The 24,784-nt window shown below is 69.0% G+C and carries 19 protein-coding genes and 1 pseudogene; 12 read left to right on the top strand and 8 right to left on the bottom strand.

Features of this window, described 5'->3' with window-relative positions:
• Positions 1-126 precede the first annotated feature (126 nt).
• The 3 genes from IPG61_06215 to IPG61_06205 all read left to right on the top strand — a co-directional run bounded on the left by IPG61_06215 (position 127) and on the right by IPG61_06205 (position 6,870).
• Positions 127-693 (top strand): RNA polymerase subunit sigma-70, encoded by a 567-nt coding sequence (locus tag IPG61_06215; GenBank protein MBK6733673.1) that lies wholly within the window; start codon positions 127-129, stop codon positions 691-693.
• A 4-nt stretch (positions 694-697) separates the two neighbouring features.
• Entirely contained in the window at positions 698-3,184 is a 2,487-nt protein-coding gene (locus IPG61_06210) for a serine/threonine protein kinase (GenBank protein MBK6733672.1), read from the top strand.
• 167 nt (positions 3,185-3,351) lie between these two features.
• Positions 3,352-6,870, top strand: coding sequence for a hypothetical protein (locus IPG61_06205; protein ID MBK6733671.1), 3,519 nt, complete (start codon positions 3,352-3,354; stop codon positions 6,868-6,870).
• Between the two features lie 82 nt (positions 6,871-6,952).
• Here the strand turns inward: IPG61_06205 and IPG61_06200 are convergent, their stop codons facing one another.
• Positions 6,953-7,438, bottom strand: a complete 486-nt coding sequence (locus IPG61_06200) for an outer membrane beta-barrel protein (protein ID MBK6733670.1) — start codon at positions 7,436-7,438, stop codon at positions 6,953-6,955.
• Between the two features lie 160 nt (positions 7,439-7,598).
• Between IPG61_06200 and IPG61_06195 the strand changes: the two genes are divergently transcribed.
• From IPG61_06195 to IPG61_06185, 3 genes are all read left to right on the top strand, one after another.
• Positions 7,599-7,955, top strand: coding sequence for a DMT family protein (locus IPG61_06195; protein ID MBK6733669.1), 357 nt, complete (start codon positions 7,599-7,601; stop codon positions 7,953-7,955).
• Between the two features lie 84 nt (positions 7,956-8,039).
• Positions 8,040-8,537: a hypothetical protein gene (locus tag IPG61_06190; protein ID MBK6733668.1), complete on the top strand. Its 498-nt coding sequence runs from the start codon at positions 8,040-8,042 to the stop codon at positions 8,535-8,537.
• Between the two features lie 93 nt (positions 8,538-8,630).
• Positions 8,631-10,586 carry a TonB-dependent receptor gene (locus tag IPG61_06185; GenBank protein ID MBK6733667.1) on the top strand — a complete coding sequence of 652 codons (1,956 nt, stop codon included), beginning with the start codon at positions 8,631-8,633 and terminating at the stop codon, positions 10,584-10,586.
• 100 nt (positions 10,587-10,686) lie between these two features.
• Here IPG61_06185 and IPG61_06180 read toward each other — a convergent pair whose 3' ends face one another.
• Entirely contained in the window at positions 10,687-11,406 is a 720-nt protein-coding gene (locus tag IPG61_06180) for a hypothetical protein (GenBank protein ID MBK6733666.1), read from the bottom strand.
• Between the two features lie 211 nt (positions 11,407-11,617).
• Between IPG61_06180 and IPG61_06175 the strand changes: the two genes are divergently transcribed.
• The 3 genes and pseudogenes from IPG61_06175 (at position 11,618) to IPG61_06165 (ending at position 15,000) form a co-directional block, all read left to right on the top strand.
• Complete coding sequence (locus tag IPG61_06175) at positions 11,618-12,004, top strand: VOC family protein (GenBank protein MBK6733665.1); 387 nt, start codon at positions 11,618-11,620, stop codon at positions 12,002-12,004.
• 99 nt (positions 12,005-12,103) lie between these two features.
• Positions 12,104-12,958 (top strand): UbiA family prenyltransferase, encoded by an 855-nt coding sequence (locus tag IPG61_06170; GenBank protein ID MBK6733664.1) that lies wholly within the window; start codon positions 12,104-12,106, stop codon positions 12,956-12,958.
• 168 nt (positions 12,959-13,126) lie between these two features.
• Positions 13,127-15,000, top strand: a pseudogene (locus tag IPG61_06165) (Nramp family divalent metal transporter).
• A gap of 6 nt (positions 15,001-15,006) precedes the next feature.
• Here IPG61_06165 and IPG61_06160 read toward each other — a convergent pair.
• Positions 15,007-15,246, bottom strand: coding sequence for a CDGSH iron-sulfur domain-containing protein (locus tag IPG61_06160; protein MBK6733663.1), 240 nt, complete (start codon positions 15,244-15,246; stop codon positions 15,007-15,009).
• A 251-nt stretch (positions 15,247-15,497) separates the two neighbouring features.
• On the opposite strand from IPG61_06160, the gene IPG61_06155 reads away from it, so the two are divergent.
• On the top strand, positions 15,498-17,372 hold the full coding sequence (locus IPG61_06155; GenBank protein MBK6733662.1) for a S8 family serine peptidase: 1,875 nt from the start codon (positions 15,498-15,500) through the stop codon (positions 17,370-17,372).
• Positions 17,373-17,436: 64 nt separating this feature from the next.
• Here IPG61_06155 and IPG61_06150 read toward each other — a convergent pair whose 3' ends face one another.
• The 3 genes from IPG61_06150 to IPG61_06140 all read right to left on the bottom strand — a co-directional run bounded on the left by IPG61_06150 (position 17,437) and on the right by IPG61_06140 (position 20,742).
• Complete coding sequence (locus IPG61_06150; GenBank protein MBK6733661.1) at positions 17,437-17,712, bottom strand: hypothetical protein; 276 nt, start codon at positions 17,710-17,712, stop codon at positions 17,437-17,439.
• A 188-nt stretch (positions 17,713-17,900) separates the two neighbouring features.
• On the bottom strand, positions 17,901-19,826 hold the full coding sequence (gene pepF / locus IPG61_06145; protein MBK6733660.1) for an oligoendopeptidase F: 1,926 nt from the start codon (positions 19,824-19,826) through the stop codon (positions 17,901-17,903).
• Between the two features lie 154 nt (positions 19,827-19,980).
• Positions 19,981-20,742 carry a hypothetical protein gene (locus tag IPG61_06140; protein ID MBK6733659.1) on the bottom strand — a complete coding sequence of 254 codons (762 nt, stop codon included), beginning with the start codon at positions 20,740-20,742 and terminating at the stop codon, positions 19,981-19,983.
• A 203-nt stretch (positions 20,743-20,945) separates the two neighbouring features.
• Here IPG61_06140 and IPG61_06135 point away from each other — a divergent pair, with 203 nt between their 5' ends.
• The gene (locus tag IPG61_06135; protein MBK6733658.1) at positions 20,946-21,317 is read left to right on the top strand and encodes an Hpt domain-containing protein; all 372 of its coding nucleotides are present in this window, start codon (positions 20,946-20,948) and stop codon (positions 21,315-21,317) included.
• A gap of 86 nt (positions 21,318-21,403) precedes the next feature.
• On the opposite strand, the gene IPG61_06130 is transcribed toward IPG61_06135, so the two are convergent.
• Together IPG61_06130 and IPG61_06125 are read right to left on the bottom strand one after the other, a co-directional pair.
• Positions 21,404-22,339: a TrmJ/YjtD family RNA methyltransferase gene (locus IPG61_06130; protein MBK6733657.1), complete on the bottom strand. Its 936-nt coding sequence runs from the start codon at positions 22,337-22,339 to the stop codon at positions 21,404-21,406.
• Between the two features lies 1 nt (position 22,340).
• Complete coding sequence (locus tag IPG61_06125) at positions 22,341-23,714, bottom strand: class I SAM-dependent RNA methyltransferase (GenBank protein ID MBK6733656.1); 1,374 nt, start codon at positions 23,712-23,714, stop codon at positions 22,341-22,343.
• Between the two features lie 231 nt (positions 23,715-23,945).
• Between IPG61_06125 and IPG61_06120 the strand changes: the two genes are divergently transcribed.
• Positions 23,946-24,602 carry a C40 family peptidase gene (locus tag IPG61_06120; GenBank protein ID MBK6733655.1) on the top strand — a complete coding sequence of 219 codons (657 nt, stop codon included), beginning with the start codon at positions 23,946-23,948 and terminating at the stop codon, positions 24,600-24,602.
• Positions 24,603-24,784 lie beyond the last annotated feature (182 nt).

Here is a 24,784-nt window from a genome sequence, read left to right as displayed (position 1 = left end):
CGATTGTCTATGTGTTGGAAATTCAATAACATATGAGCTTCGTGAAATCACATGGAAATGGTCATGTATTGAGTGCTATTCTTGAAGCAGAGGCGAAAATCGAATCGCTCCGCAGAAAGCGATTGTATGGACGACGCCCCCACACCGGTGACCCGCCTGCTGCAGAACCTGGATCTCGCCAGCCCCGACCAGGCCGAAGAACTCCTGCAACTGGTGTACGCGGAGCTGCGGTCGCTGGCCGCCGGCTACCTGCGCCGGGAGCAGGCTGCCCACACCCTGCAGCCCACCGCCCTGGTCCACGAAGCCTACCTGCGGATGGTTGGCGCCCGCGCCATCGACTGGCAGGGCCGCGCCCACTTCTTCGGCATCGCCGCGCGCTCCATGCGCCAGATCCTGGTCGATCATGCCCGGCAGCGACAATCCGCCAAGCGTGGCGGCGGTGCCCAGCACGTCACGATCCGGACAGACCTGCTTGGTGACGACGACCACACGTGCGGCATCCTCGACCTTCATGAAGCGCTGGAGCGCTTGAGCAACCTGGACCAGAGCACCGGCCAGCTGGTGGAGCTGCGCTTCTTCGCCGGGCTGACGCTGGACGAGGCCGCGGCCGTCGTCGGTGTCTCGCGTCGCAAGGCGGCCAAGGACTGGTCGGTGGCGCGGCTCTGGCTGAGCCGCGAACTGAGTCGGGACTGACGCCGTGGACACCCCGCGCTTCCAGCGATTGAAGGACGTGGTGGCCGGCGCCCTCGCCAGGCCTGCCGGGGAGCGCGAGGCGTTCGTTCGCGCGCAGTGCGCCGACGATGCCGAACTGCGGCAGGAGGCGCTGTCGCTGCTGGCGCGCGACATCGCCCCGGCGGGCGCCGGGGTCACCGCCGACGTGGCGGGGCGCATCGGCAGGGCGGCGGCGCACGCGGTCGGCGAGGAAAGGCGTCCCGAGACCATCGGGAGCTACCGCATCCTCGAGACCCTGGGCGAAGGCGGCATGGGCACGGTCTATCGTGCCCTGCAGCAGGAGCCGTTGCAGCGTGAAGTGGCGCTAAAGGTGATCCGGGGCGGCTTCGGCGGCACGGCGGCCGCGGCGCGGTTCACCGCCGAGAGCCAGGCGCTGGCGGTCATGAACCATCCGCACATCGCCCACGTCTTCGAGGTGGGGAGCACGGAATCCGGCCGGCCGTGGTTCGCGATGGAACTGGTGACCGGCCTTCCCGTCACGGCCTACTGCGACGAGCACCGACTGCGCCTGCCGCAACGGCTGGCACTGTTCGAACAGGTCTGCCACGCCGTCCAGCACGCGCACCAGCGCGGCATCATCCACCGCGACCTGAAGCCGTCCAACGTGATGGTGGCCGAGGTGGACGGCGTGGCGTCGCCCCGCATCATCGACTTCGGCATCGCGAAGGCGATCGCGGACGATCCCGGAAGTGGAGGACTGCGCACCGAGGCCGGCGCGCTCCTGGGTACGCTCGAGTACATGAGCCCGGAGCAGGCCGCCGGCGATCCGGCGCAGGTCGACACGCGTTCCGACATCTATTCGCTGGGCGTGCTTCTCTACGAGCTGGTCTGCGGTCGGTTGCCGTTCGAATCGGGAACACTGCGCGCGGTCGCGGGGCTGGAGTCGGTGCGCATCCTGAAGGAGAAGGACCCGCCCCGGCCCAGCCTGCGCCTGATTGCGAACGACCCCGGCACCACGACGGCGGCCGCGGCCCGCGCCACCGAACCGGGGACGCTGCGGCGGCAGGTCCGCGGCGATCTCGACTGGGTCGTCATGAAGGCGCTGGAGAAGGATCCCAACCGCCGCTACCAGACAGCCCACGAACTGGCACTGGACATCGCGCGCAGCCGTCACGACCAGCCGGTCACGGCGGGGCCACCCGGGCTCCGCTACCGTTCCGCCAAGTTCGCGCGCCGGCATCGCGTGGGCGTCGTGGCCGCCTCGGCGGTCCTGGTGGCGATCCTGGCCGGCACGACGCTGGCCGTCACCGGCCTGGTGCGCGCGACGCGCGAACAGAAGCGGGCCGAGACAGAGGCCGCCACCACCCGCGCCATCAACGAGTTCCTTTCCGATATGCTCGTGGCTGTCCAGCCGGACAATGCGCGCGGCAGGGAAGTCACGGTCCGTGAGATCCTGGACGCAGCGTCGACGCGCCTGGACCAGGAGGAGCGGTTCGCCGCGGCGCCCGAGGTCGCGGCGTCGTTGAGCTTCACCATCGGCGACACATACCTGGAACTGGGCGAATACGACCTGGCCCTGCGATTCCTCGAGCGCGCGCTGGAGATCCGGCGCCGGCTGCTGGATTCCGCCGACGAGCGGGTGATCGTCACCATCGACCGCATCGGCCGTGTCCACTGGGAGAAGGGTGACCTGGAGGAATCCCTGCGCCGCTGCGAGGAGATCCGCGCAATCCGCGAGCGCACGGTCGGCCGCCTGCACCCGGAGTACGCCGCCGTCATGGGCAACCTTGGCAACACCTACGCCGACCTGGGCCGCTACGCCGAGGCCGAGCGTTGCCTGCGAGAGGCCCTGGCCATTGACCGACAGGTCCTGCCGGATGAGCAGGGTGCCGACCTGGCCCTGTCGTTGAACAACCTGGCCACCCTGCTCGCGGACCAGGAGAGGTTCGCCGAGGCGGTCGAGCTGCATCGCGAGTCGTTGGAGCTACGCCGCCGCTTCCACGGCGAACCCAGCCCGGCGGTGCTGACGGCGCTGGGCAACCTGGGCTTCGCGCAGACCGGTCTGGGCGAGTACGAGGCGGCCGAGCAGACGTTGAGCGATGCCGCGCGCGAAGCCGAGGCCATCTACGGTGCGGCGCATCCCCAGACGGCTCTGATCTGGAAGAACCTGGGGGTGGCCCTGCAGAAGCAGGGGCGGTTCGCGGAGGCGGAACAGCTCTTCCGCCGGTCGCTGGAGGTGTTCGTGACGACCGCAGGAGCGCGGGCCTGGCGGGCGGGCGCGGTCCGCGCCAGTTTGGGCGCACTTCTGGCCGAGACGAACCGGTACGCGGAGGCTGAAACGGAACTGCTCGCGGCGTGGGACATCCTGACGGCGGCGCTCGACAGCGACAGCAAGGCCGTGCGCGGGGTTGCCCGGTCGCTGGCCGGTCTCTACCGGCTGCAGGGCGATTCTTTCCTCGCCGCAACGTGGGACCAGCGGGCGCTGGGGGAATCCAGGCAGCCGCTGAGCTGACCGGGTCGGCCTTTAGAGGATGAAATACATCCGAGTTGCCCGATCATCAATTTTCATGATATAATATAGTCTGCCTGACGTCGGCCCGTCGCGGGATCGTTCCGCCTTGCGCCGTCGTCCTCCGCGGGGGTTCGCCCCTCCGTCGTCCCTGTACGAGGAGACCACACATGTCCCGACTGTCCGTGGCTGCGTTCGCGGTCGTTGCCTTTGTTGCCATCTTCGGGGCCTTTGTCGGCGATATGGTCAAGGCCGACGCCGGCTGGGACCAGCGCCAGCAGGCCAAGCTCGAGAACCAGCTGCGCCATGCCGCGCCGGGTTCGGACAAGGCCTTCAAGGCGCAGCTGAAGCTGGATCGCCTGCAGGCCTGGCGCGAGGACCGGCCCCAGGCCGGGTTCCCCGACGAGTTCGCGCGCGCCCTGCACGACCTGAAGGTGCCGGCCGACCGCAAGGAACCCGAGTACCGCACCGGCTACCAGGGCATGGAGCTGCAGAAGGCGCTGCCGTTCGCGCGCGCCGACAAGTCGGTGGTCTGGACCAGCCGCGGCCCGGGCAACGTGGCCGGTCGTGCGCGCGAGATCCTCGTCGACCCGGGTGACGCGACGACGAACACCTGGTTCGTGGCCAGTGTGGGCGGCGGCGTCTGGAAGACGACCGACGCCGGGGCTTCGTGGCGGCAGCTGACCGACGAGATCGCCAACCTGCCGGTCTCGGCGCTGGTGCAGGCGCCGTCGAACCCGAACATCCTCTACGCGGGCACGGGCGAGAGCTTCTACAGCGTGGATGTCATCAACGGCAACGGCATCCTGAAGTCGACCGACCGCGGCGAGACCTGGACGCCGCTCGCCTCGACGCTGAACGACATCCGGTTCAACAACGTCTCGCGCATCCTCGTGTCGCCCACCGATGCGAACCTGGTGCTGGCTTCGACCACCGTCGGGCGCTACAAGGCCGACTACGACAGCACCTCGAACATCTTCCGCTCGACCAACGGCGGCACGTCGTGGACCGTGGTGCATACCGAGACGGGCACCGGCGTGTTCGGCGACCCGCGCATCCTGCAGCTGGTGGCCGACCCGAACAACTTCAACATCCAGTACGCCTGCGTGTACGGCGGCGGCATCCGCAAGTCGACCAACGGCGGCCTCACCTGGTCGACGATCAACAACGGCATCACCAACCTGACCGGCCGTTTCGAGCTGGCGATCTCGCCCGTCAGCACGAACTACCTGTTCGCCTCGTCGCAGGGCTCGGGGCACAGCGAGCTGTGGGTGTCGTGGAACGGCGGCACCAACTGGCAGGAGACGTTCGAGGTCGGCACCGAGCCCAACTGGCTGGGTTCGCAGGGCTGGTATGACAACACCATCGTCTGCAATCCCACCGATGCGCGCATCGTCTATGTGGGCGGACCCGAGCTGTGGCAGATCACGCTGGCCTCGGTGGGTTCCTCGTCGCGCACGACCTCGCGTCTGGCCAGCTACTCGTTTCCACACCCCGACCATCATGCCCTGCGGGTAGTGCCCTATCAGGGTACCTGGTACCTGCTGAACACCAACGACGGCGGCGTGGCCCGCACGGCCGGCGGCGCCACCGGCTACACGATGCCGATCACCGGCATGGTCACCACGCAGTTCTACGGCGTGGACAAGGCGCCGGGCCGCAGTGCCTATTTCGGCGGCACGCAGGACAACGGTACCTGGCAGTCGGGCGACAACCCGGACGCGGTGGCGGCCTACGACTTCCGCATCGGCGGCGACGGCTACGAGACCTCGTGGCACTTCGACGACCCGCTGAAGCTGATCGGCGGCTACCAGTACAACGGGCTGCAGCGCTCGCTGGACGGCGGCGCCACCTGGGAGTCGGCCACCAATGGCATGACCAACAACAGCAGCTCGACGGCGCCGTTCATCACCAAGATCGCCAAGAGCCAGAAGCGCCCCGACACGATCTTCGCGGTGGGCGTCTCGGGCGTCTGGAAGTCGACGGACTTCGGCGGTTCGTGGGCGTTGACGTCGATTTCGCCGGCGAACCTCGGTTCGCTCAGCTCGTTCCTGAGCGTGCGCGTGTCGAACGCCAACCCCGACATCGTCTGGGCCGGCAGCCGCATGGACGCCAACGGCCGCATCAACGTGTCGACCGACAACGGGGCCTCGTTCAACCCGACGTCGCTCTATCCGCTGGCCGTCATGGGCCCCGCCTCGGGCCTGGCCACGCACCCGACCGATGCGAACACGGCCTACGCCATGTTCTCGTTCTCGAAGCGCCCGAAGATCCTGCGGACGACCGACCTCGGCGCCAACTGGACCGACATCACCGGCTACAACGGCTCCGGCGTGACCAGCTCCAACGGGTTCCCCGACGTGGCCGTGTACGACCTGGTCGTGTGGCCGAACGACACCAACCGGCTGTGGGCGGCGACCGAGATCGGCATTGTCGAGTCGCTGAACGGCGGCGCTTCCTGGGCCCTGGCCAACTACAACCTGCCGGCCGTCGGCGTCTGGCGCCTGACGGCGGTCGAGGACGAGATCATCGCCGGCACGCACGGCCGCGGCATCTGGTCGATGACCGACACGGCGCTGGAGGCCGGCCAGGTCTACCGGCCGCTGTTCGACTACATGGTGCAGCCGCCGAGCGGCGGGCTGGGCTTGCAGTTCAACCTGCGCTCGGTGTACGACTCCACCCAGGTGTGGATCAACGGCGCCAAGGTGCAGGTGGTGGGGCCCAACACGCGTCGGCAGTCCGTGTCGCTGACGGTGCCGGTCATGGCCTCGGGGCTGAAGACGGCCTTCGCGCGCTCGTTCAAGGGCGGCATCGCCTACGACTCGGTCACGCGCTCGCTCAACGCCCTGGCGTTGGCAGCGCCCTCGTTCGAGTACGTGAGCAGCCTGAACTCGGGCGCCGACTTCGACCTGACGCAGTTCTCCGTCCTGACGCCCGGCGGTTTCACCGACCCGGCGCTGCACACCACGCACGACTACACCAACGGCGCCGCGCCCATTGCCCTTTTGAAGACGCCGATCGTCATCGCCGAGAACACGACGCTGACCTACAACGAGATCGCGATCGTCGAGCCCGGCGACCCGGGCGCGGTGTTCGGCGACACGTCGTTCTGGGACTACGTGGTGGTCGAGGGCAGCCGCGACGGCATCACCTGGCTGCCGGTGGCGCCGGGCATCGACGCCCAGTCCGACGCTTCCTGGCTCAACAGCTTCTACTCGGGCAGCCCGGCACCCTCGGAGTCGCTGTTCCGCGCCCACCAGACGGTGCTGAACGACACCTTCGCCAAGGGTGAGACGATCCTGCTGCGCTTCCGCCTGTTCTCCGACAGCGCGGTGACGGGCTGGGGCTGGGCCATCGACGACATCAGCATCCAGGCCACGACCGGCGCCACGCCGGCCGAAGGGCTGCCGGCGGCGATGGCCCTGGCGCAGAACCATCCCAACCCGTTCAATCCCTCGACGACGATCGCCTTCTCGCTCGTGCGCGACGGGCGCGTGGAGCTGAAGGTGTTCGACGCGCGGGGCGCCCTGGTCCGCACGCTGCTCGACGGGGCCGCCGTGGCCGGGGAGCAGCGCGTGGTGTGGGACGGACGGGACAACAGCGGGCGGCAGTCGGCGGCGGGGGTCTACCTGTACCGCTTGCGCGCTGATGGCCGCGAACTTCAGAGGAAGATGACGCTCGTGAAGTAGCGGAGCGATTGGCAAGCTGAATGTGTGCTTGTTGCGAGCCCCGGCCGGAAACGGCCGGGGCTTTTCCATGATGCGGGTACGTTCAGCGGCTTCCGAACAGCAGCCCCGCCATGATCCTCAACTCCGGAATGTCGCCGGTACCAAAGCGGGCCTCCAGATTGTACCAGCCGATGTCACCGAATTCGACTCGCGCGCCCGCGCCGAGCGAGAAGCCGATCTCGGTGTCATCCTCCGCTTCGTCCAGGATCCAGTGCGACAGTGTCGGGCCAGCCAGTCCGTAGAACAGCAGGGACGAATTGGGGAGTGGCATGAAGATCTTGAAATCGCTGTTGAGGCTCATGGTAGTCATTTCGCTTCCGAGACCCACGTCAATACTCGGTACGAAGTGCAGCCGACCGTAAGTCGGGCCCATGTCGGCCTGGAGGCCGAAGACGAACTGGTCAGGTTCCGCCCCGTATCCGACACGGAATCCGAAGGCCTTTCCTTCGTCGTCACTGTATTCGGCCATCGCTGCCGGCGCGACGAGCATGAGGACTGCCAGCGCGGTCCACGCAATCTGCTTGTTCATAAGCTACTGCTTTCAGTTCGGGACGTGACGGCAGATACCCAATGTAATACTTGTCGACAGCAGTCCGCTACCGACGGAAACTGTTCTCCGATTGCGCCAAGATAGTCCGCATCGCGAGCGCCCGCGCACACGCACTTCCGATCCGCGGAGGCATCTTTCCGTGAAGCCCATCGCCATTTCGATTGGATTGCTGGTCTGCAGCAACGTGTTCATGACGTTTGCCTGGTACGCCCACCTGAAGGAACTGAACCACAAACCGTGGCTGGTTGCGGTGGTGGTCAGCTGGGGCATTACACTGCTGGAGTACTACTTCCAGGTACCGGCCAACCGCATCGGGCACACGGTGCTCAGCGTGGGGCACCTGAAGATCATCCAGGAGGTGGTGACGCTGGTGGTGTTCGTGCCGTTCTCGGTGTGGTACCTCCGCGAGCCGCTGAAGCTGGACTATCTCTGGGCGGGGCTGTGCCTGATGGGTGCGGTGTTCTTCATGTTCCGCTCGAAGCTGGTGGGCGCCTGAGGCGCCGCTTGCGCGGACGGTGGTGCGGTGGCCATAATGGCGACTCGCACGCACGTGTCTCCGCCCGCAGGCGATTGGACGGAATTGAGCGCCGGTAACCGGACACGACGACGTTCCCTGGGGTTGCTGGTCATCCTGTTCTACCTGTCCGGCAGCCTCGGCACGGCCGCTGTCGCGATGGCGCGCGATCTCTTCGACGCTTCGGTCGGCGTCGGCACGGGCGCCTGCGGTTGCACCTCCGGCGCCGACTGCTGCGGCGCCGCGTGCTGCAGCCCGGAGCCTGCCGCGGCGAGCTGTTGCGACGAGCCCGCCGCCGATCCCGCGATTCCCGATTGTTGCGCCGGCGGGAGCGAACCCATCGTCGCCGTGACCACCGCCTTCGTTGCCACGTGCACGTGCGGGCAGCGCGATCACCAGCACGCACCGGCGAGCCACCAGGACCTGCACGTGGCCGCCGGGTTCCGCGCCTGCGTGTGCCCGCCCGACCGTGACCTGCTCGACGGCGCCTGGCGCGCCGCCGCCGCCGCGTGGCGCCCCGAGCCGCGCGACCGCGTCCCGAAAGCCGCCTCCTTCTCCGCCTGATTTCCTGTCCTTTCCATCAGCGCCGGCCCGCAGTCGCCGCCGTCCCGGCGCGCGCCTGCGACCGGCCCAAGGACCCGAGAAGGAGCGCCAAACATGACTTATCAGGGAATACGCGCGGCCGTGCCGCGCCACACCCGACCGCCTGCGTTGCGGGCCGGGATTCATTCACTGTACCTGTCGGCAGTCATCTGCCTGCTGACGTTGCCCGCGGCGGCGACGCCGGTCGTGGCCGCCGAACCGGCGGGATCCGCATCGCCCCGCATCGCGAAGACCGACACCGTGCACGTGGTCGGTGCACGCCTGCACGCCGGCGCCGAAACGCGTACCGTGGAGCCCGGCCAGCAGCTGGCCGATGTGCTGCGGGCCACGCCGTTCACGATGGTCACCCGGGGCGCAGCCGGCGTCGGCGACCTCTACGCCGACGGCTTCCGCCGCAACGACCTGACCGTGACCATCGACTGCGAACGCTGCGAGACGGCCTGTCCCAACCGCATGGACACGCGCCTGGGCCAGGTCGACCTGCTCGAGATCGACGCGGCCACGCTCGCGCGCGACGGCACCTCGCTGCAGTCGGGCCTGGGCGGCACCGTCAGCCTGCGCCGGTCGTTGCCGGGCTCGCCCTGGCTGGTGCGCGGCCGCGCCGAGGGCTCGGCCGGTCATGCCGAAGGCGTCGACGGCACCTTGTCGGTCGAGGGACGCGGCTCGCGCCTGGCCGCGCGCTGGCGGCAGATCGAGGCCTATACGGACGCCGACGGGAACACGTTCACCGACCTCTACGGCTTCGCGCGCACGCCGGCCACGTACATCCGCGAGGTCCGCGCCCAGGCGCGGCTGGCGCACGGCGACCTGCGCGCCGGCCATGAGCGTTCGCGCGACATCCTGTTCCCGTACCTGCTCATGGATGAACGCGAGAACGACCGCATCGAGTTCTCGGGTTCGTGGCTCGGGCATCGCCTCTACTTCAACCGGACCGAACACCTGATGGACAACGGCCTGCGCCGCAGCCTGGGCACCACCGTGATGTCCACCGACGCCGAGAACACCATGATGGGTGCGGTGGGCGACCGTTACGAGGTCTACGCCCGTCACTGGGATGCCGACAACGTCATCACCCCGGTGGCCAATCCGGGCGCCCGGACCAACAGCCACATGCTGCCCGATGTGTGGCGCCTGGGCGCGGGCGTACGCCATGCCCTCGGCTCCGTCGACGAGCCCTGGCTGGTGCTGCGGCTGGGATTGGCGCGCACGAAGGTCCATGACGAAACGCAGCTGGCGGCGTTCCAGCGTGTGCACGCCGGCGCCGAGCTGGAGAAGTGGTCGGTTCCGTTCGGGGTGACCGCCAGCCGTTCGCAGCTGCTGTCGGGCCTGGCGATGACGGCGGCCGTCGAGCTCGCGGCCGATGCGCCGGGCATCGAGCAGCAGTTCATCGTCGTCGACAAGCCGGGGATGTCGGCGGACTGGGTCGGCAATCCCGGCCTGTCGGATCCGCTGCGCGCCACGCTGCGACTGGTCGGCAGGAGGGGAGCGGTGCGCGCCGAGGTGTTCGCCACGCGCGTGAGCGACTACCCGACGCTGGTCCGCCGCCTGGTCAGCAACGTGCCCTGCCAGACCTACGACGGGGTGGACGCCATGCTTGCCGGCGCCTCTGTGCGGGCCGCCTGGGACCTGGTGGACGCGGGGCTGGCCTGGAACTGGGGCGAGCAGATCGCGACGAACGCGCCGCTGGCGGAGATCCAGCCCGTGCTGTTCGACCTGAACCTGCGCACGCCGCGCTGGCAGGGCTGTCGCGCGCGCGCCACCTACCAGCATGCCGCAGGGCAGGGCCGCGTCGACCTCTCGCAGGACGAGGAACGGACCGGCGCCTGGAACCGCCTGGATCTCGGCCTGGAACTGGAGCGTGAAGGGGTGCTCTACGCGTTGGCGCTGGACAACGCCACGAACGCCTCCTTCACCCAGCACCTGTCGTACCAGCGCAACCCGTTCGCTTCGGGACTGCGGGTCATGGAGCCGGGGCGCACGGCGCGCCTGAGTGCGGTGTTCGACTTCTGATCGCCGCTGTCCGGTGATGAAGGCGCCGCCGTCCCTGCCCTGGGGGGGGCGGCGGCGCTCTTTCCTGGTGGTGCCTGCTGCAATGACGCCTGTGTGTCGCTCAGTCGGCCAGCCGCCAGCGCACGCCCATCACCGCCGTCAGTTCCCAGCTCGGCTGGTTGATGGCGTCGTCGGCGTCGGCCCAGGCGTAGTCTTCCTGCTGGTTGATGGCCGTTCCGTCGGGGCTGTAGGCGGTGTCGTGGCCCTCGAGGGTGGCGCCGAAGTAGCGGTCGAGGCCCATGGCCAGCGTGAGGTCGGAACTGCGGCCGATGGCGAAGGCCGTGTCGAAGGCGAAGCCGACGCCCCACGGCCGGCAGGTGACGTCGAAGTTCTCGTTGCCGCCGATGTAGTCGAAGGTGCCGGTGAAGAACGCCTTGCGCACACCCAGGCCCAGGTTGACCGGCGCCCTGCCCAGCCTCGCGACGGGACGCGCCAGGTCCAGCCGCAACTGCCAGGAGTGGCCCGACTCGTCGGGGGTGCCGTTGGTGTTGTTGTTGATGAATACGCGGCGCGCGGCCAGCGGATCGCCGGCGTCACGGCCGGCGTAGCCCACGCCCACGCGCAGTGACAGCGGCAGGTCGCGCGTGAAGTCGTGCAGCGTGAAGTCGGCGCGCGCGCCGAATCCCGTGGTGGCGCCCAGTTCGAATGCGGCCGACTTCGTCGGTGCGGCGCCGGTGGCGGCCCTGGTCGTGGTCGCCGACAGGCCGAGACCCAGTCCCGTGATCGTGCAGATCGCTACCGTGCGCCTCAGGCGCGCTCCCCAACGATGCCCTTCCAGCATGTCTTCTCCCTTCCGCCGAACCACCCGCCATGGCGGGCGTATCAAACGCCCGTCTCAATCCCCGGGATGCCGCCCCATGCAGCCGGCGTGCCTGCCGCGCCGGACGCCGGCCCCACGCGAAGCGCGACACGTGCAGGCCGGGGCCCGGGTGCGCTATGATGTGGCCCGGGATTTCCTGAAGTGCCTCGCGATTCCGTGAAGGGGTTCGTCAATGAGTGACCTGAATACGAAGCACAACCGTGCCGTCTGGTTCGATATCCCGGTGGCCGACCTCGAGCGGGCCGCTGCATTCTACCGTGCCGTCCTGGGTGTCGAGGTGACGCTCGACAGCTTCGGCGGCACGGCCTTCGGCGTCATCGAACACCACGATGGCAACGGCGGCTGCCTGGTCCTGGATCCCGCGGCAATCACCGCGGAAGGGGGATTCCTCGTCTACCTGAACGTGGACGGACGCATCCACGCCGCCGCGGAGCAGGTCGTGAAGCACGGCGGCCGTGTGGTGCAGCCGGTGCACGCGATCGGGCCGCACGGGTGCCGGGCGGTCATCGTCGACAGTGAGGGCAACCGGCTGGCGCTGCATTCGACGGGTGCACCGTAGGCAGCCACTGCCCGGCGCCACCGCTTGCCGCCACTCCCTGCAGGTGGTAGCTTCGGCGCGCGTCGTTGCCACCACCTGCAACCATCCCGGTCCGCCATCATGAGCCTGGTCCGTCGCTACCTGTCGTTCATCAAGTTCGAGCACACGGTGTTCGCGCTGCCGTTCGCGCTCATCGCGCTGCTGGTGGCTGCCGAGGGCCGGCCGGCGTCGCGCACGCTGCTGTGGGTGCTGGTGGCGATGGTGGGGGCCCGCAGCGCCGCCATGGCCTTCAACCGGCTGGCCGACCGCACCCTCGACGCGGCCAACCCGCGCACCGCCGACCGGCACCTGCCTGCCGGCACCGTCTCGGTGGCGGGCGCCGCCGTGTTCACGGTATTGGCTGCCGCGTTGCTGGTGGTGGCGGCCTGGCAGCTGAATCCGCTGTGCCTGAAGCTGAGCCCGGTCGCGCTCCTGGTGACGCTGGGCTACTCGTACACGAAGCGGTTCACCGCCCTCTCGCATCTGGTGCTGGGGCTGGGGCTGGGCATCGCGCCGGTGGGGGCCTGGCTGGCGGTGACCGGCTCGTTCGCGCCGTTCCCGCTCTGGCTGTCGGCGGCGGTCATGTTCTGGGTGGCCGGGTTCGACACCATCTACGCCTGCCAGGACGTGGACCATGACCGCCGCGTGGGCCTGCACTCGCTGGCTTCACGCCTGGGCACGGGCAGGGCGCTCGTGCTGTCGCGCGTGTTCCATGTGCTGGCGATCGCCTGCATGGCGGCGGCGTTCCGGCGGGCCGGGGTGCTGGGCCCCGTGTCGCTGGTCGGCGTGCTGGTGATGGCGGCGCTGCTGGCCTGGGAGCAGGCACTCGTGCGCGGCGGCGACCTGCGGCGGCTCAACCGCGCCTTCTTCGAGATCAATTCCTGGGTGGGGATGGTGCTGCTGGGCGTCGTGCTGGTGGATCTCTATCTGATCTGAATCCGGCGCCAGCGATGCCAAGCCGGTTGAATGACAGGTCTCGATACCCGCAGCCAGTGGCGGCGGGTGACCGGTGCAGCTTGATTGTCCGACTTGCGGGCCAGAAGCAGGCGATCCTGTCGGCGTGATTGCGAAGCGCCGGGAGTGACGCGGCCGACCGGGGAGTGCATGGATCGGCAATACAACTCGCTGAGCGAAGTCCACGAGAGCGTGGCCATCCCGAAGCACGGGGCGCGGTGGCGGCGCGTGCTCGCGTTCATCGGCCCCGCCTACCTGGTCAGCGTCGGCTACATGGACCCGGGCAACTGGGCCACCGACATCGCCGGCGGCAGCGCCTTCGGCTACAAGCTCATCTGGGTGCTGCTGATGAGCAACCTGATGGCGCTGCTGCTGCAGAGCCTCAGCAGTCGCCTGGGCATCGTGCGCGGCCTCGACCTGGCACAGGCTTCGCGGCACACGTACCCGCGAGTGATCAACATCCCGCTCTACATCCTCGCCGAGATCGCGATCGCGGCCTGCGACCTGGCCGAAGTGATCGGCATGGCCATCGGCCTGCACCTGCTGTTCGGCCTGCCGCTGCTCGAGGGCGTGCTCATCACGGCGCTGGACACCTTCCTGATCCTGTTCCTCATGCAGAAGGGCATGCGGATCATGGAGGTGTTCATCATCTCGATGGTCACCATCATCGGCCTGTCGTTCCTGGCGCAGATGGTGATCGTGCGGCCGGTGGTGGCCGATGTCATGGGCGGGTTCCTGCCCTCGGCGCTGTCGGACCAGGCGCTGTACATTGCCATCGGCATCATCGGGGCCACCGTGATGCCCCACAACCTGTACCTGCACTCGTCGCTGGTGCAGACGCGCAAGATCGAGCGCACGCCCAAGGGTATCCGCGAGGCGCTTCGCTTCAACCTGCTCGACACCGGCATCGCGCTGAACGTGGCCTTCCTGGTCAACGCCGCCATCCTCATCCTGGCCGCCAGCGCCTTCCACACCAAGGGCTACACCGCGGTGGCCGAGATCGAGGATGCGCACCAGTTGCTGCGCGGCCTGTTCGGCGACCTGGCGCCCACCCTGTTCGCCATCGCGCTGATCGGCGCCGGGCAGAGCAGCACGGTGACCGGCACGCTGGCCGGGCAGATCGTGATGGAAGGCTACCTGAACCTGCGCGTGCGGCCGTGGCTGCGGCGGCTGATGACGCGGCTCATCGCGATCACGCCCGCGCTCATCGCCATCGTCTTCTTCGGGGGCGAGTCGCTCGGCGCCCTGCTGGTGCTCAGCCAGGTGGTACTGAGCCTGCAGCTGGGCTTTGCGGTGGTGCCGCTGCTGCACCTGTGCGCCGACCGGCGGAACATGGGCGACTTCACCGTCGGCCGAACGATCCAGGTGCTGGGCTGGCTGTGCGCCGCCGTGATCATCGGGCTGAATGGCCGACTGGTCGTCTCGGAGATCGGCGGTTGGCTGGCGCAGGGCGGCGGCGTGGGGACCTTCGCCCGCTGGGTGGCGATCCCGCTCACCGGCGCCTTCGCGGTGCTTCTGGCCTACATCACCGTGGCGCCGTGGATCGGCGTCGTGCGCAAGAGGCGGCCCGTCCTCATGCACGAGACCGTGCCGCTGCTGGCCCGCCCCGCGTGATGCTGCGCCGCCGCATCTGCGTGACGGTCGACTTCTCGCAGACGGACCAGCTGGCCATCGACGCCGCCGTGGCCACCGGCGGCCAGGAGGCCCATTACGTCCTCATCCACGTCGTGGAGAGCGCCGTGGCCAACTACATCGGGCAGCAGAGCCGCGACTACGAGACGCTCAGCGACACCGCCAACCTCGAGGCCTACGTGGCCCAGCTGGCGAACCTGGGCTACCAGGCATCGTTCCGGGTCGGTTTCGGCGGCGTCGTCAAGGCGATCGCCGCGCTCGTCGGCGAATCGGAAGCCGACCTGCTGGTGATGGGCGCCCATGGCCATCGCGGCCTGAAGGACGTCGTCCTGGGCGCCACCGTCGACTCGGTGCGGCACCATGTGAAGGTGCCGGTGCTGATCGTGCAATAGCGCCGCCTACGGCAGCCGGCTGTGGGTCCCGTCGCAATACGGCGCATTGCCGGTGTGCTTGCACTGGCAGATGGCCACGGTCTTCGGCTCCGCCAGCTCGAAAACGACCGGGCGGAACTCCGAGCCGGCGTGGGAGCCGTCACAGAAGGGCTGTTTCGTGGACTGCCCGCAGCTGCAGTAGGCGTGCCGTCCGGCACCCAGCTCGATGACGGCGGGGCGGCGGGCGGCGATCCTGGGGTCACTCATGGTCCGGTCCTTTCCCGGCCGTCAGGGGCGCCGGCGTGAAGCGGTCGCGGCATCAGGGCCGACAAGCTAGTTCAACGGGCGAGGACGGCAAACGACCGGCGGCGCCGTGGCCGGAATCGGCATGCCGCAGTCTGGTAATCACCAGGCGAACCGGATATCCTGTTCCCGAACCACGAGACGCCCCCGTGAGCACCATTCCCCGGGCAGGCGCCCGCCGCTTCGTTCCGCCCGTCAGCAGGAGGTTCCCGTCCGTGAAATCCATGGCCATGCTTCGCCGTCTCGTCGTCGGTGGCGCCCTGCTGCTGGCGGCAGCCGTGTCATCCGCGAAGACCCCGGTCCAGACGCTCGACGACATGCCGCGGCACACCTACCGCGTTGCCGGATCCGTCAGCGCGATGCTCGCGGACCCCGCGGCCTTCGGGGCGTTCTGCGCCAGCGTGCGGACGGACATCGAATCGGACCTGGCGACCTACGAGATCGGCGACAAGGCGGCCCGCCAGCGCCTGCTCAACACGCTGCTGTCGCTTGACCTGCAGGCGGGGCGCGACGCTGACGTGCCGGCCCGGGTTGAGGCGGTGCGCGCGCTCGAGGACAAGGAGGCCACGCGACTGACCACCGGCCTGGTGGCCCTGGCCTGGGTCGATGCGCGTCGCGCCGCAGGCAACGACCAGACCACGCCGGCGTTCAAGGCGGCCTTCCGCGCTGCCCTGGATCGGGACCTGGCCGCTTTGCCGGCCGAACTTGTGCGCGACAACATCCAGGCCCAGAAGGGGCGGATGGAGATCATGAGCCCGACCGTCATCGCCGGCATGGTGCAGAGCCAGCTCGACCCCATCGTTGCGGCCGCCGGAGAAGTGAGCTCGGACCTGGCCGGGCAGATCGTGGGCATCGGCGTGGCCATGAACACCGTGCTGCCGCTGCGCGAGGAACTGGTGGCGGCGTATGCCGGCTTCCTGGACGCCGGCAAGGAGGAGAAGAAGGACATCTGGGCTGCGCGTGACGTGTCGCTGGAGGGCCGCACCGATCTCAAGCCCGTCACCGTAGCGATCTGGGATTCAGGCGTGGATGTGGATGCATTTCCAAACGGCCTGTTCACCAATGCGGCGGAGAAGGTCGACGGCCAGGATAACGACGGCAACGGCTTCATCGACGACATCCACGGCATCGCCTGGGACTACGACGGCAAGGCCGTGCCCGAACTGCTGCACCCACTGGGCGACCAGACCGGTCGCCTGGAGGCGGCCATGCAGTCGATGAAGGGGTTCACGGATCTCGGCGCGGGTGTCGACAGCCCCGAGGCTTCGGCGCTGCGCAAGCACATGAGCGGTATGGGTTCGGCCGACGTCGGTCCGTTCATGGAGTCGCTCGGATTCGCCGGCCTGCACGCGCACGGCACGCACGTCACCGGCATCGCGCTGGCCGGGAACCCGGCGGCGCGGGCGCTCGTCGCGCGCATCTCATTCGACTACCACACCATCCCGAAGCCGCTGACCGCGCAGACGGCGCAGGCGCACGCCGAGTCGTACAGCCGGACCGTGGACTACTTCCGGGCCCACGGCGTGCGCGCCGTGAACATGAGCTGGGGCTGGTCGCTGAAGGAGATCGAGTCGTCGCTCGAGGCGAACAATGTCGGCGGCACGGCGGCGGAGCGCGGCCGCCTGGCGGCCGAGATGCTGGGTACCCTGCGCAACGGCATGGAGAAGGCCATGAAGTCGGCGCCGGACATCCTCTTCGTCGCGGCCGCCGGCAACGACGACAACGATGTCGAGTTCGACCAGTCGATGCCCGGCAGCCTGGACCTGCCCAACCTGATGATGGTCGGCGCCGTGGACCAGGCCGGCCGTCGCACGGGCTTCACGAGCAGCGGTCGTCGCGTCCGCGTCTACGCCAACGGCTTCGAGGTCGACAGCAACGTGCCGGGCGGCGGGCGCATGAAGATGTCGGGAACGTCGATGGCCTCGCCCAACGCCCTGAACCTGGCCGCGAAGCTGTTCGCCGTGAAGCCCGCGCTGACGCCGCAGCAGGTCGTGTCGCTGATCGAGCGCGGCGCCGACACCGTGGACGGGCAGGAAGGGTTGAAGCTCATCAACCCGCGCCGCTCGCTGGAGTTGCTGGCGGCGGAGTAGGGACACCCGTGCGGGCTCACAACGGGTCCGGCACCGGCCGGACTCGTTGTGTTGCCGCCGCGTCTCAAACCGCCGGCTTGGGCCTCTTGAGTGCGGCCGCCAGGGCGTTCCAGGCCACGACGGTGCGCGGCTTGAGGGCGGCGCGCTCTTCGTCACGCGCGGCCCGGAAACCGGTGAACTCCGTCAGCGCCGTCGCGTGCAGTGCCCGGAGTTCCGTCACGCGCCGGCTCGTCAGCGCCTCGGCCGTGGCATCGGGCGGCGGTGTCCGCGCGGCCATGTCCTCGATCCTGGCGAGCCAGGATTTCAATTGCGTGTCCATCTTCCTCAATGTCGTGCTCATGGCTTCTTCCTTGTGGATCCGAATCTCCATCGAGTGCCGGGAATGGCGAATCGACGGTGATGTCCCTGACCCAGCTTAGCTTCACTTGCGATCGGGCGCCTGCCCGCGCGGGTCGGCGCTCCCGCCTGTGAAGGAGGGGGCCTCCTTGCGGAGGCCCCCCCTTTTCGTTCAGATGGCCCTGTGGCGGGCTACAGCTTGATGTCCAGCAGCCCCGCCAACTCCGTCACGATACGGTCGAACCGCGCCAGCGCCGCGTTGATCGCATCCGGCTTCGTCAGGTCGACGCCCGCCTTCTTCAGCAGGTCCAGCGGCGGCTCGGAGCAGCCGCCCGAGAGCATCTGCAGGTAGCCGTCGACGGCGGGCTGGCCGTTCGCCTTCACGTTCTCGGCGATGGCGATGCCGCAGCTGAGGCCCGTCGCGTAGCTGTACACGTAGTACTTGTAGTAGAAGTGGGGGATGTAGGCCCACTCCATGCCGTCGTTCGCGGCCACGGTGAAGCCGGGGCCGTAGTAGCGCTTGATGAGCCCGGCGTAGGTCTCGTCGAGCAGCGCGGCCGTGACCGGGGTGCCCGCCTCGACGTAGCCGTGCACCGCGCGCTCGAACTCGCTGAACAGCGTCTGCCGGTAGATGGTCGAGCGGATGGTCTCCAGCTCGGCGGCCAGGATCCCGATGCGCGCTTCCTTCGACTCGGCCTTCTTCACCAGGTAGTCCGACAGCAGCGCTTCATTGCAGGTCGAGGCGATCTCGGCCAGGAACGTCACGTAGCGGTGGTCCTGGTACGGCTGCGCGGTCATCGCCAGGTGGCTGTGCAGCGCGTGGCCGTACTCGTGGGCCAGCGTCGACAGGTCATCGAGGCTGTCCTGGTAGTTCATCTTCACGTAGGGGTGCCGTCCGTAGACCGAGGCGGAGAAGGCGCCGCTGTCCTTGTCGCTGCTCGGGTAGATGTCGATCCAGCCGTTGCGCGGGTCCAGGCCCTGGTTCAGCATCTCCACGTACTGCTTGCCCAGGGGCGCCAGCGCCGCGGGGAGGATGGCGCAGGCCTGCTGGTAGGTGACGTCCATCTCGGCATCGGCCGTCAGCGGCACGTTCAGGTCGTACAGGCGCAGTTCGTCGAGGCCGAGCACCTTGCGGCGCAGTTCGACGTAGCGGTGCAGCGGCTTCAGGTTGGCATTCACGGCGTTGATCAGGTTGTCGTGCACGGCCACCGGCAGGTTGTCCTTGTCCAGGTAGGCCTCACGCGCGGTGTCGTAGCCGCGGGCCCGGGCATAGGTCACGTCCAGGTCGAACTGGCCGGCCAGCGTGGCGGCGAACGCGTGCTGGAACTGGCGCAGCGTCGTGTAGAAGGCGTTCACGGCTTCCTCGCGCACGCGGCGGTCGGGCGAGGCGCGGAAGACGGGGTAGTTCGACAGCGTCAGCTGCACTTCCTTGCCCTCGGCATCGTGAACCTTCGGCCAGGCAATGTCCGACAACAGGGCGCCGAAGGCGTCCTCGTAGGCACTGGGCACCTCGTTCAGGTCGATCTCGACCCAGAGGTTGTCGCCGGCCAGCTGCAGCGCCCTCTCGGCGTCGGGCGACAGCACGCGCGACTTCCGGCGGCGCAGGTTGTCCACGTACTTGCGGTACGCGGCCGGGCCGTCCTTGGCCGCGTAGGCCTGCTTCATGGTGGCGTCGTCGAGCGCCAGCAGTTCCCCGCGCAGGAAGCCGGACGCGGCGTTGAGTTCATCCAGCAGCGACAGGCTCAACTGCTTGCGCGCCTGGAGATCCTGGTTGGTCTGTTCGCTGTCGAGCGCCAGGTTCGCGTACTGGGCCACGCGGCTGGCGCGGTCGTGCAGGTCGAAGTAGAGCTTCAGGCAGCCGGCCATCGCGGACGGCTTGCCGAGCGTGCCGGCGTAGGCCTGCAGCGCGGGCAGCCCGGCGCGCACGGCCTTCAGTTCCGCGTCCCAGGTCGCGTTGTCGGCGAACAGCGGCGTGAGGTCCCACTTGTAGATGTCGGGCACCTGCGCGCGCGTCGCGTTGGCGTCCGGCTTGTACGGAGGCAGATCGGCGGCGAAGGAAGCGGCGGCGACGCTCAGCATGGCGACACACACCAGCAGGTTGCAGAACCGGCGGGACATGGATGGGCCTCCTCGGGCTGGACAGCGGGGGATTTTTCCATCACCCCATTCTCGGGCCCGGGGGCCGGCTTCGCCAGCGGAAATGCAGGAGGGCCGGCTTCCCGCGGGGGAAACCGGCCCTTTGCTGTCGACAAACTGCCGGGAAAACCGCGGCCTAGAAGCTCACCGCGGCGCTTACGCCCCAGACCAGCGCGTCGGCGTCGCCGCCGGCGTCCTCGACGCTGGTGCTGGCGTCATCCATCAGTGTGCTCCAGGAAACGCTGGGGGTGACCGTGGCCAGCGGCGTCGGGTGCCAGGGCACCGACAGCGTGAACGACAGGTCGGTCAGCGAACTGGCGGTGGTGCCATCGTCGAGCGCCTTGCTGACGGCGGTCGGGAAGTAGCCCTGCAGGTAGCGGTCCGAGCCCGCGCCGACCCGCGCGGCCACGTCCACGTTCGCGGCGGGCGACAGCGGCAGGCCGTGGCTCACGCCGGCCTGCCAGTACCAGCCGTCGACCTGGTCGAGGTCGCGGTACACGGTCAGCGTGGGCGAGAACAGTACGCCGGCGCTGGCGCTGGCGAAGGCCTCGGTCGTGTTCTGCTCGCTGGCATCGGGCAGGGCGTAATAGATGAAGCCCAGGTCCACCGAGGCCATGGGCACGCCCGCGCCATAGCTGACCGTGACATCGTATTCGTTGAAGCCGCTCGTGCCGTCCGCGTCGTCGGCGTCGACGTTGCCCCAGAGGCTCACGCCGAAGCCGCCCAGCCCGGCCGACAGCTCGGGCTGCACCACCGGACCGTCCACCAGCGTCATGCCGCGCCAGTTGTAGCTGCCGTAGTACCCGACCTCGGCGTTCAGGTCCACCGGGCCCATCGCCGCCGCGGCGATCGGCGCCAGCAGCGCCAGGCACAGAACCAACTTGTTGATCGACCTCATGTTCGCGTCTCCCGGTTGAACCGCAGTCAGGGGCGGTCCGCCGCAACCGGCGGCGGGACGGCCCACGTACCCGGAGGGTATCGGCACCACCTGCCGTTTCCTGTAGCCCCCGGGTGGGAAGGCCGAAAACGGCCCTCAAGAACGCCGGCCGGGGGCCGATCCCAATCCCAGCGGACTATCCCAACTCAGCGGAGGCTCCCGAAGTGATCAAGGAACTCGCCTTGCCCGGTCCCGAAGTGCCCGTCATCGACGAATCGCGCCTCCTGTCGGAGTTCGGCGGCGATCGCGAGATTCTCGCCGAGCTGCGCGACCTGTTTCTCGCCCAGGCCCCTCCCTTGTACATCGCCATCCTCGAGGCGATGGATCGCGGCGCCGTGCCCGAGCTGGTCACGGACGCGCACAGCCTGACGGGCGCCTGCGCCACCTACGGCGCGCCGCGTTTGACGATGGTCTGCAAGGAGATCGAACTTGCGGGCAAGGCGAACGACCTGGAAACGGCGCGCGCCTGGCGGTCGGCCTTCGTCACGGAATTCGCGGCGCTGAGCGAGGGTATCACGCGGATCGCGCAGGGCTAGCCGACGAGGCAAGCCGGGCAACCAGCCGAACCGGAACGCAGCAACGGTGAACGCAGGCCGCAACGGCCACGTTCACCGTTGCCTTCTTATGCCTGGTCGTTCGGCCCCGACCCCGACGCACCGCCGTCATCGTCCGGAAGCGCGGCAATCTCGGCCGCCATCCCCGCCAGCGCCTCGTCCGACAGTTCAGGCTCGCCCGGCAGTCCCTGGAAGCGGGGCACCCGCAGCGCGCCCGTGATATGGCGCGCCAGGATGTGGTAGATGTGCGTCTCCCAGTTGACGATGCCGGCGCGCATGTGCAGGTGCCTGAGGTAGGTGAGGAATTTCAGGCGCTCGCGCGGCGTGTAGCCGATCGCGGCCATGGCGTGAGCCAGGTGCGCGTACATGTGGTCCAGCTCGCCCTGCGTGGGCAGGCGCGTGCCGCGGTGCGGATGGTTCGGCCGCGAGGCGGAACCCTGTCCGCGCGGGGCCAGGCCGCGGCCGCGGGCGCCGAGCGCGTCAAGAGCGCCGGCGCGCTGCATCGCCTGGCGGATCTCCCAGCCGTAGAGCATGACCGCCTGCGCCAGGTTCAGCGAGGGCTGCTCGGGCGCGGTGTCCACCGTCGAGAGGTGGCGGCAGATGTCGATCTCGTCGTTGGTCAGGCCGGTGCGCTCGGTCCCGAACATGATGACGACGCGGCCCTCGCGCGAATGTTCGGCGATGTTGTCGGCCAGTTCCGCCGGCGTGAGCAGGGCGCGCTTGCGCAGCTGGCGCTCGCGCGCCGTGGTGCCGGTGACGACCAGTGCATCGCTGACGGCGTCCAGCAGATCGTCGACCACCAGGGCGTTGTCGAGGATGTCCTCGGCCCCGTGCGCCAGGGCGCGCGCGCTGCGCCCCTTGGGATTGAGCGGGGCGATGAGGCGCAGCCGGCTCAGGCCCATCGTCTTCATGGCGCGGCAGGCGGCACCGATGTTCATCGGCTCGGTGGGGCGGCTCAGCACCACCACCACGTTGTCGAGGGATGGGAGTGAGGCGTCGCTCATCTCAGGGATTGGCGGCGGGTTCGCCGGCGTCTTCCAGCCAGAGCAGCGACTCGACGTGCGCGCTCTGCGGGAACATGTCCAGCGCCCGCAACTGGCGGGGCCGGTAGCCGGCGGCCACCAGGATGGCGGCATCGCGGGCCTGCGTGGCCGGGTCGCAGCTCATGTAGAAGACGTGCGCGGGGCGTCGCGCCAGCACCGCGGCAGTGCCGTCCTTGCCCAGGCCGGCGCGCGGGGGATCCACCACGCAGACGGCGTCGCGCCAGGCGTCGTCGCCCAGCGGGCCGCCCGGGCGCAGCACCTCGGTCAGGTCGCCCTCGTGCACTGCGGCGCGGCTGCGCACCGACTCGTCGCGCGCGATGTTGTTCACGGCGTCGCGGCAGGCGCCGGCGTCGAGCTCCACCAGCGCCACGCGCTCGAAGCGCCCGCCGAGGGCCAGCGTGAACAGGCCGACGCCTCCGTAAAGGTCGAGCAGGCGCGGCAGTTTCGTTCCGGCGGCGGCAATCTCGTCGAGCCAGCCGCGCGTGATCGCCACGGCGGCCTCGGCGATTTCCTGGTTGTTCTGGAAGAACGAGCCCGCGCCGACGCGGTATGAGTGCCCGCCCACGCGATGCACCAGGTAGTCGCGGCCCCACACGGGGCGGTTGTTGAACAGGATGCCCTTCAGGCCGGGCGCCGGCGCATCGCCCGGTTCCAGCGCGCCGACGATCTTCTTGAGGATCTTCAGGCGCCCCGGCACGCCGAACAGCGACAGCAGCCAGCCGTCGCGCCCGTCCAGCTTCACGACGACCTGCTCGACCGGCGGCAGGAACCGCAGCCAGGGCAGGATGATCTCTGCGAACGGCGCCGCCATGATCGGGCAGGTCTCCAGCCGCACCACTTCGTGCGAGCCGCGCCGGTGCATGCCGTAGAAGCCGGTGGGATGCGCGTGCAGGCGCAGGCTGGTGCGCCATTCCAGGGGCGCGCCGTAGACGGCCGGGCCCATGAAGCCCGCCACGTCGAGCTTGCCCTGGCGCTGGAAGCACTCGGCGATGATGGAGAGCTTGGCGGCGCGCTGCGCCTCGATGGTCAGGTGCTGCAGGTCGCAGCCGCCGCAGGTCTCGTAGTGCTGGCAGGGCGCGGCGCAGCGGTCGGCGCCTGGCTCGAGCAGCTCGCGCAGTTCGGCGCGCCGGTAGCCGCGGCGCTCCTCGACGACGGCCGCGCGCACGAGGTCGCCCGGCGCCGTGCGCGGGACGAAGCAGGCGCCCTGGGCATCGCGGGCAAGCCCGTCGCCACCGGTCACCAGCTTCTCGATGCGCAGTTCGACGACGACGGGTTCGACCGGAACGGGTTTTTCCGGACGGCGGCGGTGTTGCGGTTCCGGCTTGTGTGATTTCATCGTCTGGCTAAACTAGCACTGTCCCCGGCGTCCTCCAAGGAGCGCCCGCGAAGAGTCGCGCCGCGCTGCCGACGACCGATGCCCGGGGCCCGGAGTTTGCATTCCGGAGAATCAAAAAAGAGAACAAAATGAGATAGCTTGCGGCGCCCGCAGGGGCGCCCTGGCAGGGTTGGCGGCTGTGGCGGCACAAAGAGGATGATGCAGGCAGGTTGGCGGATCACGGGATGGTTGGTGGCGGCGGTCCTGCTGGGGATGGCCGCGTCCGGCTGCGCTCCCAAGCGGGTGGGCGGCCCGGGGGTGGCCACCGCATCGCGCCCGCATCCCGTGGCGGTATCGCCTACGCCGGCACCGGCGCCGGGCAGGGTGCCCGCCGGCGACCAGGCGGCCGCGGCGGGATTCGATCCCGGCTTCGCGGAAATCGGCTCGGAAGCGGAGGCGGGGGGCGAACCGGCCGGTCCGCCGGTGCCGGCCGACCAGCCGGAACCATCGCTGGCGGGGGATCCGGACGCCGGCCCGGGCGACAAGGTGGCCGAACTGGCCCGCACCCAGGTGGGCAAGCCCTACGGCTGGGGTGCCACCGGGCCCGAGCGCTTCGATTGCAGCGGCCTGGCCATGTACGTTTACCGCCAGCTGGGCATCGCCCTGCCGCGCGTGAGCCTGGAACAGGCGGGCACCGGGGTGCACGTCGAGCGCTCGGAGCTGAAACCGGGCGACCTGGTGTTCTTCTCGTTGCGCAGCGCCTTCGACCATGTCGGTATCTTCCTCGGCAACAACAGGTTCGTGCACGCGCCGCGCCGGCAGGAGCCGGTCCGCGTGGACAATCTCGACGATGCCTGGTGGAACCGGGCCTACCGCGGCGCCCGCCGCGTCTTCGGCGGCGAGCCCTGACCCGCCTGACCTGACCGGCCGCCCATCCCCCCCGACTCCCCTCCCAACCAACAGGATGTTGATGGCACGCATGTTGCCTTCCTCGTCGTGCCCGATTGTTCCCCGAAATGCCTAAAGATCTCCCTTGCTGTGGCGAAAACAGCAGGGAACGAGGGCGACGGGGCCGATCCGGCCCTGTCAGA

The organism is bacterium, assembly GCA_016703265.1.
Classification (GTDB): Bacteria; Krumholzibacteriota; Krumholzibacteriia; order LZORAL124-64-63; family LZORAL124-64-63; genus CAINDZ01.
Note: the sequence above shows the minus strand (reverse complement) of the source record. Positions and strands in the feature narration are given on the sequence as shown.

Excerpts from the sequence above, each read along its gene's own strand:
- IPG61_06180 (MBK6733666.1), bottom strand. The coding sequence starts at position 11,406 with ATGCTGGAAGGGCATCGTTGGGGAGCGCGCCTGAGGCGCACGGTAGCG.
- IPG61_06125 (MBK6733656.1), bottom strand. The coding sequence starts at position 23,714 with ATGAAATCACACAAGCCGGAACCGCAACACCGCCGCCGTCCGGAAAAA.
- IPG61_06140 (MBK6733659.1), bottom strand. The coding sequence starts at position 20,742 with ATGAGGTCGATCAACAAGTTGGTTCTGTGCCTGGCGCTGCTGGCGCCG.
- IPG61_06175 (MBK6733665.1), top strand. The coding sequence starts at position 11,618 with ATGAGTGACCTGAATACGAAGCACAACCGTGCCGTCTGGTTCGATATC.
- IPG61_06200 (MBK6733670.1), bottom strand. The coding sequence starts at position 7,438 with ATGAACAAGCAGATTGCGTGGACCGCGCTGGCAGTCCTCATGCTCGTC.
- IPG61_06215 (MBK6733673.1), top strand. The coding sequence starts at position 127 with ATGGACGACGCCCCCACACCGGTGACCCGCCTGCTGCAGAACCTGGAT.
- IPG61_06170 (MBK6733664.1), top strand. The coding sequence starts at position 12,104 with ATGAGCCTGGTCCGTCGCTACCTGTCGTTCATCAAGTTCGAGCACACG.
- pepF (MBK6733660.1), bottom strand. The coding sequence starts at position 19,826 with ATGTCCCGCCGGTTCTGCAACCTGCTGGTGTGTGTCGCCATGCTGAGC.
- IPG61_06130 (MBK6733657.1), bottom strand. The coding sequence starts at position 22,339 with ATGAGCGACGCCTCACTCCCATCCCTCGACAACGTGGTGGTGGTGCTG.
- IPG61_06160 (MBK6733663.1), bottom strand. The coding sequence starts at position 15,246 with ATGAGTGACCCCAGGATCGCCGCCCGCCGCCCCGCCGTCATCGAGCTG.
- IPG61_06205 (MBK6733671.1), top strand. The coding sequence starts at position 3,352 with ATGTCCCGACTGTCCGTGGCTGCGTTCGCGGTCGTTGCCTTTGTTGCC.
- IPG61_06185 (MBK6733667.1), top strand. The coding sequence starts at position 8,631 with ATGACTTATCAGGGAATACGCGCGGCCGTGCCGCGCCACACCCGACCG.
- IPG61_06150 (MBK6733661.1), bottom strand. The coding sequence starts at position 17,712 with ATGAGCACGACATTGAGGAAGATGGACACGCAATTGAAATCCTGGCTC.